Consider the following 8,306-nt stretch of genomic DNA (forward strand, 5'->3'; position numbering starts at 1 on the left):
GCCACAAGACGCACGCGCCGCACCGCGTGTTCCTGAAGATGAACTCGGGCATGAACCGGCTGGGCTTTCCGCCCGAGCGCTTCAGCGCCGCCTGGGCGCGCCTGTCGGCGCTGCCGCAGGTGGACGAGATCTCGCTGATGACGCATTTCTCCGACGCCGACGGCGCGCGCGGCATCGTCCACCAGCTGCGGGCGTTCCAGGACGCCACGCGCGACCTGCCGGGCGAGCGCAGCGTGTGCAACAGCGCGGCGCTGCTGCGCCACGGTCTGGAGGCCGAAGTGCGCCTCGACTGGGTGCGCGCCGGCATCGCGCTGTACGGCAGCGCCCCCGACCACCCGGAACGCACCGCCCAGGCCTGGGGGCTGCAGCCGACCATGACCCTGGCGGCGCGCCTGATAGCGGTGCAGCACCTGCAGGCGGGCGACAGCGTGGGCTACGGCTCGCGCTTTCGGGCCGAGGGGCCGATGAGCGTCGGCGTGGTCGCCTGCGGCTATGCCGACGGCTACCCGCGCCACGCCCCCACCGGTACGCCGGTGCTGGTCGATGGCGTGCGCACGCGCGTCGTCGGGCGCGTGAGCATGGACATGCTGACGGTGGACCTGACGCCGGTGCCGAGCGCCGGCATCGGCAGCGAAGTCACCCTGTGGGGGCGCGGCCCGGGCGGCGCCGTGCTGCCCGTCGACGAGGTGGCGCAAGCGGCGCAGACCATCGCCTACGAGCTGCTGTGCGCGCTGGCGCAGCGCGTGCCGGTGGTTGTCTCGGACGACTGAGACCCGCCAAAGACCCTTGTAACAAAATTGTTTTTCTTGCGCTAGGTCAATGTCCGGCCGAGGGTATTCCCGAAGAATGGGCTGACGGCGCTGCCTGCGCCGCCTGCAAGCCACAACAACACCGATGGAGTGCCCCATGGGAAACAAGACCCTGTCCCTCCGACCCGCCGTGCGCCTCCTGCTGGGTGCCGTATCCGCCGCCGCGCTGCTGGCTGCCGCGCCCGCGCACGCGCAAGAGCCGGTGCAGCCCATCGAGGTGCCCAAGAACGTGAACCCCGCCAAGGTGGAACTGGGCAAGAAGCTGTGGTTCGACCCGCGCCTGTCGCGTTCGGGCTTCATCTCCTGCAACTCCTGCCACAACCTGAGCATGGGCGGCTCGGACAACCTGAAGACCTCCATCGGTCACAACTGGCAAAAGGGCCCGATCAACTCGCCCACCGTGCTCAACTCCAGCCTGAACATGGCGCAGTTCTGGGACGGGCGCGCCAAGGACCTGCGCGAGCAGGCGGGCGGCCCGATCGCCAACCCGGGCGAGATGGCCTTCACGCACGACCTGGCGGTGGACATGCTGCGCTCCATTCCGCAGTACGTGGCCGAGTTCCAGAAGGTCTTCGGCACCGACAAGCTGACCATCGACGAGGTCACGTCGGCGATTGCCGCCTTCGAGGAGACGCTGGTCACGCCCAATGCGCGCTTCGACAAGTGGCTCAAGGGCGACAAGCAGGCCATCAACCAGCAGGAGCTGCGCGGCTATGAGCTGTTCAAGAACTCCGGCTGCGTGGCCTGCCACAACGGCCCCAACCTGGGCGGCACCTCGTTCCAGAAGATGGGCCTGGTCGAGCCCTACAAGACCGACAACCCGGCCGAGGGACGCTTCGCCGTGACCGGCAACGACGCCGAGCGCTTCAACTTCAAGGTGCCGACGCTGCGCAACGTGGAGCTGACCTACCCCTACTTCCACGACGGCGCCGCCGACACGCTGGCGCAGGCCGTGGACACCATGGGTCGCATCCAGCTGGGCCGCACCTTCACCAAGCAGGAGAACGCCGACATCGTCGCCTTCCTGAAGACGCTGACCGGCGAGCAGCCCGAGATCATGCTGCCGATCCTGCCGCCCTCGAGCGACCGCACGCCGCGCCCGCAGCCCTTCGACGACTGAGGACGGGCGGCTCCAGCCCCGCAGCCGCGGGGCCCGCACCACACCAGGGCCGGCCCCGCGGGGCCGGCCTTTTTTTCGTGTTCGCCCCGGCTCTAGTACAACCCGCGCGTGCGCGCCATCAGGCGCGCCAGGCCAAGCAGCGCGTCGGTGTGCGGCGTCGCCACGCCGCTGAGCTGCCCGAGCTCGCGCACCGAGCCCACCAGCGCATCGAGCTCCAGCGGCTTGCCGGCCTCCACGTCCTGCAGCATCGAGGTCTTGAAGGCCCCCAGGCGGCGCGTGACGGCGTGGCGGTCTTCCGGCTCCTGGTCGATGGGCAGGCCCAGGTGCGCCCCGATCTCGCGCGCCTCGCGCATCACCGCCGAGACGAAGTCGCGCACCAGCGCATCGTCCAGGATGCGGTCTGTGGTGGCACCGGTCAGGGCGCTGATGGGGTTCATGGTCATGTTGCCCCAGAGCTTGAACCAGATGTCCTGCTGGATGCGCGGCGAGCGTTCGACCTCGATGCCGCCGCGCGCCAGCAGCGCTGCCAGGCGGCGCAGGCGCTCGCTGTCCTGCCCGTCCGGCTCGCCCAGGATCAGGCGGTTGCCGAAATGCTGGTGCACCTGGCCGGGGGCGGGCGAGGCGCAGCTGGCATGCACCACGCTGCCGATGACCTGTGCCATCGGGATGGCGCGCGCGATGGCACCGTCCGGATCGACGCTCTGCAGCGCCCGGCCGCGCGCCGCGCCGGTGCAGCCGGCGGTGAACCACCAGGGCACGCCGTTCATGGCGGTGAGCACCACGGTGTCCGGGCGCAGCAGCGGTGCGATGCGCTGCGCCACCTCCGGCAGGGCCGGTGCCTTGACGGCCAGCACCACCAGATCCTGCGCGCCGAGCTCGGCCGGCTCGCTCGCGGCGCGCACCGGCGCCTGCGCCTGGCGGCCATCCGCGCGCGTCAGGCGCAGGCCGTGTTCGCGCAGGGCGGCAAGCGTCGCGCCGCGCGCCACCAAGGATACTTCACAGCCGGCCTGCGCCAGCGCCAGTCCCAGCCAGCCGCCGATGGCGCCGGCCCCGTAGATGCATGCGGTTTTCATGGCGCGCCATTGTGCCCGCCACGGCCCCGCCGCCCTTTACATGCGCGCCGGCAGCGCCGTGACGATGCCGGGGAAGAACCACAGGATGATCAGCGCCAGCACCATCAGCAGGAAATACGGCACGCACACCCGGGCGATGTAGGTGATCTGCTTGCCCGTCATGCTCTGCAGCACGAACAGGTTGAAGCCCACGGGCGGGGTGATCTGCGCCGTCTCCACCGTGATCACCAGGAAGATGCCGAACCACAGCGGGTCGATCCCGGCCGCCTGCACGATCGGCAGCACCACGCTGATGGTCAGCACGATGGTGGAGATGCCGTCCAAAAAGCACCCGACCAGGATGTAGAACAGGCCCAGCACGATGATCAGCATGGCTGGCGACAGCTGCAGGCTGCCGACGAACTCGGCCATCTGGCGCGGCAGGCCGATGTAGCCCATGGCCAGCGTCATGAAGGCCGCGCCCGCCAGGATCAGCGCGATCATGCAGTACAGGCGCGTCGCGCCCATCAGCGAGGCCTTGAAGTTCTCCCAGGTCAGCGCGCGCTGCCAGGCCGACAGCACCAGCGAGCCGACCACGCCGATGGAGGCCGCCTCGGTGGCGGTGGCGATGCCGGTGTAGATGCTGGCGATCACGCTCAGGATCAAGAGCACCACCGGGATCAGGTGGCGCGCCTCGTGCAGTTTTTGCGCGAAGGTCAGCTCGGTGTCGGCCTTCGGCACCTGCTCCGGATGGCGCAGCGCCCAGAGCATGATCCAGCCGCTGAACAGCCCCGCCAGCAGCAGGCCCGGCAGCACGCCGGCCATGAACAGCTTGGAGATCGACAGCTCGGCCGAGACGCCGTAGACGATCAGGATGATGGACGGCGGGATCAAGAGCCCCAATGTCGCCGGCCCGCCCAGCGAGCCGATGATCTGCGCCTCGCTGTAGCCGCGCCGCTGCAGCTCGGGGATGTTCATCTTGCCCACGGTGGCGCAGGTCGCGGCCGAGGAGCCCGAGACGGAGGCGAAGATGGTGCAGCCGATCACGTTGGTGTGCAAGAGGCGCCCGGGCAGGGCGTTGACCCAGGGCGCCAGGCCCCGGAACATGCTCTCGGACAAATTGGTGCGGTACAGGATCTCGCCCATCCAGACGAACAGCGGCAGCGCCGTGAGCGTCCAGCTGCTGGCTGAGCCCCAGATGGTCATGGCCATGGCGTCGCCCGCGGCGCGCGCGGTGAAGAACTCCATGCCGAACCAGGCGACGCCTGCGAGCGTCAGGCCCACCCACACGCCGCCGCCGAGCAGCGCCAGCAGCACCACCGTCAGCATGACGCTGGCAAAGATCTCACTCATGGTGTGCGTCCTCCGTGCTGGGCGGCACCCGCCGGCCCAGAAGCTCCAGCACCAGCTCGTCGCAGAAGGCGATGAAGAAGATCACCGTGCCGGCGGCCATGGTCAGCTGCGGGATCCACAGCGGCGTGGCGTCGATGCCCATGGAGACGTCGCCGATCTCCCAGGACTGCCACACCAGGTGCACCGAATACCAGGCAAGGAAGGCCGACAGCGCCGTGGCGACCAGCAGCGCCAGCACTTCCGCCACCTTGGCCGCGCGCCCCCGCAACATGCCGATGAACAGCGTGACGCGGATGTGCTCGCCTTTTTTGAGCGTGCTGGCCAGGGCCATGAAGCCGGCGCCCGCCATCGCATAGCCGGCGTAGGAGTCGGAGCCGGGCGCGGCAAAGCCCAGCAGGCGGCTGGCGATGGTCAGGAGCACCATGGCCAGCACGCCGATCATGCAGATGCCTGCCAGCCAGGCGCTGGCGGCGTAGAGGCCGTCGAGCAGTTTGCGCATGGGTTCAGGAGCGGAAGGTTGGACAAAAAAAGCCCCCGGCAAGGCTTGCGCAGGGGCTGGGTGCGGTCGCTCGGACCGGTGCGGGCCTTACTTGCCCGAGCGGAAGGCGTCGAGCACGGCCTTGCCGTCGGCGCCGGCCTTCTCGATCCATTCCTGGACCACCGTGTCGCCGACCTTGGCCAGGTCGCTCATGAGCTGGGCCGAGGGCTCCTCGACGCTCATGCCGCCGTCGCGCAGCACCTGCAGCGAGCGCTCGTCCACCTTGCGCGACTCGGCCCAGCCGCGCTCCTCGGCGGCGGCAGCGGCCTTGAGCACGGCTTCCTGGTGCTCCTTGCTCAGGGCGTTGAAGGCCTTCTTGTTCACCGTGACGGCGTTCTTCGGAATCCAGGCGCGCACGTTGTAGAAGTGCTTCAGGTTCTCGTAGAGCTTGTTGTCGGCGCCGGTGGCGCTGGAGGTGATCAGGCCCTCGATCACGCCGGTGGCCAGCGCCTGCGACAGCTCGGCTTCCTGGATGGTCACGGGCTGCGCGCCCACCAGCTCGCCGATGCGCGCCGTGGTGGGCGAATAGACGCGCCACTTCAGGCCCTTGAGGTCGGCGGCGGAGTTGATGACCTTGTTGCTGTAGATGCTCTGGGGCGGCCAGGCGACCGAGTACAGCAGCACCTGGCCCTGCTTGTCCAGGAGCTTTTGCAGGTGAGGCTTCTGCGCCTGGTAGAGCCTGTAGGCCTCGTCGTAGTTCTTCACCAGGAAGGGCAGGCCGTCCAGGCCGAACATTTGCGACTCGTTCTGGAAGCTCACCAGGAAGAACTCGCCCATCTGCGCGTTGCCGGTCTGCACGGCGCGCTTGATCTCGGGCATCTTGAACAGCGAGGCACCGAAGTGCGGCGTGATCTTGAGCGCGCCGCCAGTGGCCGCTTCCACATCCTTGACGAACTGCTCGTTGTTCTTGGAGTGGAAGTTGAATGCCGGGTAGGCGGTGGCGAAGTCCCACTTGGTCTGGGCGATGGCGGTGGTGCCCAGGCACAGGCCGGCAGCCAGGGCGGCGGTGGTGCAAAAGATGCGGCGCTTCATTCGAGATCTCCTGTTCATGCCCGCGGAGGGCGACAAAACGGCAGGGTGGGAGGATGCAGCGGGAAGTTACCAGCTTTGCCCCAGGGAGGCTCTAGGGGTTTTCAACAATGCCTCCTGTTTGATTGGGAAGTAATGTGCAGTTGTTGGTTTTCGAAGATGATTTTGTTGAACAATAGCGCCGCTCAGGCCCTCAGGCCACTTGCCGTGCATACACCGCCAGCACCATGCGCTCGGACTGCACCAGGTAGCCTTCCAGCGCCTGGGCGGCGGCGCCGGTCTGGCCGTCCATGAACAGTTGCAGCAGGCGCGCGTTGTGGTCCACGTAGGGGGCATGCAGGTATTCCGGATCGTCCAGCAGGCCGAAGGCCAGGCGCAGCTCGGCCGCCAGGTGCTCGAACATGGCGGACAGGCGCTCGCTGTCGGCCAGCGCGACGATGGCCGCGTGGAAAGCCATGTTGGCCGTGCCCACGGCGCGCCAGTCGCGCGCCTGGCTGGCCTCCTGCCCGTCGGCCACCGCCTGCTGCATGCGCTTGTGCGCCGGGTGCAGCGGCCAGGCCTTCTCCAGCGACTGGCACTCGATCAGCCGGCGCACGCGGTAGATGTCGATGATGTCGGCGATCGAGGGCACGACCACCGAGACGCCGCGGTTGGGCGCGTGGTGCAGCAACCCCTCCTTGATCAGGATGCGGAACACCTCGCGCAGCGTGTTGCGCGAGATGTCCAGCTGCTGGCTCAGCTGCGCCTCCGACAGGTGCTGGCCGGCGCGCAGCTCGCCGTGGATCAGCTGCTGGCGGATGGTGTGCGCCACCGTGTCGGCCAGGCTGACGGGCACGGCGGGGCGGGCGGGAAGGTGCCTCTGGGGCATGGAAGGGGCTCCCGAAAGTGCTGGGTTGTTGAACAACCCTGTGGTGTTTTTTGACGAATCAGAGGATACAAGATGGACATCAACAGCGACCTCGGTGAGAGCTTCGGCGCCTGGCGCATGGGCGACGACGCCGCCCTGCTGGACGTGGTCACCAGCGCCAACGTGGCCTGTGGCTTTCATGCGGGCGATCCGGCGGGCATCCTCGACACGCTGCGCGCCGCCGCCGAGCGCGGCGTGGCCGTGGGCGCGCATGTGGCCTACCCGGACCTGGTGGGCTTCGGGCGGCGCAACATGGATCCGACCAGCCGCGAGCTGCAGGCCGACGTGATCTACCAGATCGGCGCGCTGCAGGGCTTGGCCGCGGCTGCCGGCACGCGCGTGCGCTACGTCAAGCCGCACGGCGCGCTCTACAACACCATCGCCCACGACGAGCGTCAGGCGCGCGACGTGATCGCCGCCATCCGGGCCGTCGATCCGGGCCTCACGCTGATGGCGCTGGCGGGCTCGCCCCTCATCCAGTGGGCGCGCGATGCCGGCCTGCGGGTGGTGGGCGAGGCTTTTGCCGACCGCGCCTACAACGACGACGGCACTCTGGTCTCGCGCCGCCAGCCGGGCGCCGTGCTGCACGACGCCGACGCGGTGGCCGAGCGCATGCTGCGGCTGGTGCAGACCGGCCGGCTCACGGCCGCGAGCGGGCGCGAGGTGGCCATCGAGGCCGATTCGATCTGCGTGCACGGCGACAGCCCGGGCGCGGTCCAGATGGCGCAGCGCGTCCATGCCGTGCTCACGGCGGCGGGCGTGGCGCTGCGGCCCTTCGCCGACTGAGCAGGCGCTGGCCATGCGTTGGTTGCCCCTGGGAAGCGGCGCCGTGCTGCTCGAACTCGACGATCTGGCACAGGCCATGGCGCTGCACCGCCTGCTCCTGGCCGAGCCGATCGCGGGTGTCGCCGAGCTGGTGCCCGCGGCGCGCACGCTGCTGCTGAAACTCGCGCCCGGCCAGGCGCCGGATGCGCGGCTGCAGGATGCGCTGCGGGCGCGCTGGGAGCGGGCACGGGCGCAGCGCGCCCTGCCGCAGCCCGGGCGCGTGGTCGAGATCGCCGTGCGCTACGACGGCGCCGATCTGCCCGAGGTCGCGGAGCTGCTGGGCATCAGCGTGCGGGAAGTGGTCGCGCGCCACACGGGTCAGCCCTGGCAGGCGGCCTTTGCCGGCTTCGCGCCGGGCTTCGTCTACCTGGCGGGGGGGCATCCGTGCTTCCAGCTGCCGCGCCGGCCCTCGCCGCGCACGCGCGTGCCGGCCGGCTCGGTGGCGCTGGCGGGCCATTTCAGCGCCATCTACCCGAACGCCAGCCCCGGCGGCTGGCAGCTGATCGGCACCACCGACGCGCGCCTGTGGGACCTGCAGCGGCCGGAGCCGGCGCTGGTGCAGCCGGGCTTCGAGGTGCAGTTCCGCGATGCCGCCGAGGAAGGGCGCGTCGTGAGCCTGCCGCCGGCCGGTGGGCTGGAAAAGGGCCTCGCCGGGCCAACCGGCAGCCCGCCT

Annotated in this window: 9 protein-coding genes; 4 read left to right on the top strand and 5 right to left on the bottom strand. The window is 69.5% G+C overall.

Going from position 1 to position 8,306, the window contains the following annotated elements:
- Positions 1–770: alanine racemase (gene alr, locus A612_RS04685; protein ID WP_019373384.1), on the top strand; the 770-nt coding region annotated here is incomplete at its 5' end.
- A 136-nt stretch (positions 771–906) separates the two neighbouring features.
- The gene (locus tag A612_RS04690) at positions 907–1,929 is read left to right on the top strand and encodes a cytochrome-c peroxidase (protein WP_019373385.1); all 1,023 of its coding nucleotides are present in this window, start codon (positions 907–909) and stop codon (positions 1,927–1,929) included.
- A 92-nt stretch (positions 1,930–2,021) separates the two neighbouring features.
- Here the strand turns inward: A612_RS04690 and A612_RS04695 are convergent, their stop codons facing one another.
- From A612_RS04695 to A612_RS04715, 5 genes are all read right to left on the bottom strand, one after another.
- Positions 2,022–3,002: a 2-dehydropantoate 2-reductase gene (locus A612_RS04695; RefSeq protein WP_019373386.1), complete on the bottom strand. Its 981-nt coding sequence runs from the start codon at positions 3,000–3,002 to the stop codon at positions 2,022–2,024.
- Positions 3,003–3,038: 36 nt separating this feature from the next.
- Positions 3,039–4,334 (bottom strand): TRAP transporter large permease, encoded by a 1,296-nt coding sequence (locus A612_RS04700; RefSeq protein WP_019373387.1) that lies wholly within the window; start codon positions 4,332–4,334, stop codon positions 3,039–3,041.
- The gene (locus tag A612_RS04705; protein WP_019373388.1) at positions 4,327–4,833 is read right to left on the bottom strand and encodes a TRAP transporter small permease; all 507 of its coding nucleotides are present in this window, start codon (positions 4,831–4,833) and stop codon (positions 4,327–4,329) included. The genes A612_RS04700 and A612_RS04705 overlap by 8 nt, the downstream gene beginning before the upstream one ends.
- Before the next feature lie 87 nt (positions 4,834–4,920).
- Positions 4,921–5,904 (bottom strand): TRAP transporter substrate-binding protein, encoded by a 984-nt coding sequence (locus A612_RS04710; RefSeq protein ID WP_019373389.1) that lies wholly within the window; start codon positions 5,902–5,904, stop codon positions 4,921–4,923.
- 190 nt (positions 5,905–6,094) lie between these two features.
- Positions 6,095–6,769, bottom strand: coding sequence for a GntR family transcriptional regulator (locus tag A612_RS04715; RefSeq protein ID WP_051001430.1), 675 nt, complete (start codon positions 6,767–6,769; stop codon positions 6,095–6,097).
- Between the two features lie 72 nt (positions 6,770–6,841).
- Between A612_RS04715 and A612_RS04720 the strand changes: the two genes are divergently transcribed.
- The gene (locus A612_RS04720) at positions 6,842–7,594 is read left to right on the top strand and encodes a LamB/YcsF family protein (protein WP_019373391.1); all 753 of its coding nucleotides are present in this window, start codon (positions 6,842–6,844) and stop codon (positions 7,592–7,594) included.
- A gap of 13 nt (positions 7,595–7,607) precedes the next feature.
- Positions 7,608–8,306 (top strand): 5-oxoprolinase subunit B family protein (locus A612_RS04725; RefSeq protein ID WP_019373392.1); only part of this gene is annotated, 699 nt, incomplete at its 3' end.

It is taken from the genome of Melaminivora alkalimesophila (assembly GCF_000282995.1).
Taxonomy (GTDB): domain Bacteria; phylum Pseudomonadota; class Gammaproteobacteria; order Burkholderiales; family Burkholderiaceae_C; genus Melaminivora; species Melaminivora alkalimesophila.